The 1,884-nt window shown below is 34.1% G+C and carries 3 protein-coding genes; all 3 read left to right on the top strand.

Going from position 1 to position 1,884, the window contains the following annotated elements; all coding sequences use genetic code 11:
* Positions 1–147 precede the first annotated feature (147 nt).
* Positions 148–639 carry a hypothetical protein gene (locus H4J73_RS01175; protein ID WP_182223106.1) on the top strand — a complete coding sequence of 164 codons (492 nt, stop codon included), beginning with the start codon at positions 148–150 and terminating at the stop codon, positions 637–639.
* Between the two features lie 120 nt (positions 640–759).
* On the top strand, positions 760–1,200 hold the full coding sequence (locus H4J73_RS01170) for a hypothetical protein (RefSeq protein WP_182223105.1): 441 nt from the start codon (positions 760–762) through the stop codon (positions 1,198–1,200).
* A 103-nt stretch (positions 1,201–1,303) separates the two neighbouring features.
* Positions 1,304–1,678 carry a hypothetical protein gene (locus H4J73_RS01165; RefSeq protein WP_182176782.1) on the top strand — a complete coding sequence of 125 codons (375 nt, stop codon included), beginning with the start codon at positions 1,304–1,306 and terminating at the stop codon, positions 1,676–1,678.
* Positions 1,679–1,884 lie beyond the last annotated feature (206 nt).

Here is a 1,884-nt window from a genome sequence, read left to right as displayed (position 1 = left end):
ATTGTACGGTTTGTGGTAATGTAAAAATCGCATAACAAGGCATTCAAACGGACAAAAAACAGTTGGCTGTTTCACTCCGTTCACATTTTAGCCAACAATTTTTTGCCGCTTAATGTGGCGTTAGGCTATTCAATAGTGAGGGAGTATATGAAAAGCTTTTTATTCTTATTAATGTTAACTTTTTCTAATTTATCTTATTCTAAAAATAGTTGTCCTATTTTGGACATGATGCACCAAAATGATGATCAAATTGGATTTTCAACAATATCATTAGGAATGACAGTTAAATCGAATACTCATCTTAAATTTGATTCACCTTCTAAAAGTGGTGAGCATTGCGGAACACACACCGCAACATATACAAAGGAAAGCTTTCCTATACTTTTAGTCTTAGATCATGAATTTAAAGTTATAGATATCCATGTTGATACTTCAAAAATGGCATGTGATAAAGATTCTTTAGTTACAAAAGCAAAGAGTACTTTTAAAAACATTACCTTTAAACAATCAAGGTTCAACAACTTAACCGAGCTTGAAACTAGCAATCCTGTGTATTTAATAGGTGAGCCTATTTTAGGTGTTTTAATGTTAAAACCTAGTAGTTTTGTAGCTATTGGTAAAGCACAGTGTTTTGAGTGAAATAGCCTAACAAGCCATTCAAGCAGGACAAATAACAGTTGGTTTTGTTCGCTTCGCTCTCTATTATAACCAACTATTATTTGCCTCTTAGTGGGGCGTTATATTGCACAAGGAGGTTCGGTGAGTATTGTTAGTAAAATTGAGAATGCTTTTTTTCCAGAAGTCTATCCAAACTCACTTCCAACGTGCAGTGATTTAAGCTTATGTCTAGTTAAAAAGAAAAATTTGGCTAAATACACTTTATCAGTTATTAAATTTGACTCTAATTTAGATATTAAAATTCAAATAGCAAACGCTCGTAAATTAATTAAGCAACATGCTTCAGCTATGTGGCTGTTTAAAGAAGTTGGTGCTTATGTTGTGTTTGTTTGCGATGAACTCCCAGACTTATCTGAATCTCAATTAGAAATTGATCGTACAGGATTCCATGCTGTTATTATTCAAGGAGTCCATTTGGTTTCACGGTCTGGCGAGCATTTATATAATCATAGTAAATGGTTAAATAAATCATTTGGGGGCACAGAAAGTATTGCTTCTAGACTGGTAAATATTGCAATATAACAAGCCATTCAAGCAGGACTTTTAACAGTTGGTTAGGTTCCGCTTCGCTTCACATTATAACCAACAATTAAAAGCCTCTTAATGGGGCGTTAGGTGAAAGTGCATGAAGCTGAGTTCGCTATCAAATTTACTTAAGGATGAGTTATCGCCAAAAGATTTCCTATCCGAATTTAGTGAATACCACGAAGATTATGAAGCTTTAATAAAAGTAGTTGGTAGCTCAATAGATATCGTCGTAATTGAAGATTGTGAGCTTCAATTTGGTGAAAATGAAATAACGAAATTGTGTACTTTGTTTATTGAAGATAAATTATCTAACTCTGAATTAAGTTACATTGCAGATGCGGCTCAACTGTGTGAATCAATTTCATTCTCAAATGAAGATATAGCGGATGTGGTAGCAGAGTTTACAGATCCTGAAATCAATAATGTATTTTCAAAAAGTAGAGCGCAAGATGTTATAAGTAATTTCACCTAACAAGTTACTCAAACGGACGCTAAACAGTTGGCTAGCTTCGTTCCTCGCAATTTTAGCCAACAATTTACCGCCGCTTAGTAAGGCGTTATGTTGCAAAAGGAGATGCAGTTCATGAATCAGATTAAGAGTAACTTTCAAATATTAGCCGCTACAGCTTCAACGCTTTATTTTGGCTTGTTTGCGTATGGAGCTTTTATCTTCATTAA

This window comes from Colwellia sp. MB3u-41 (genome assembly GCF_014076845.1).
Lineage (GTDB): Bacteria > Pseudomonadota > Gammaproteobacteria > Enterobacterales > Alteromonadaceae > Colwellia_A.
This window is presented reverse-complemented; position numbering and strand designations above follow the sequence as displayed.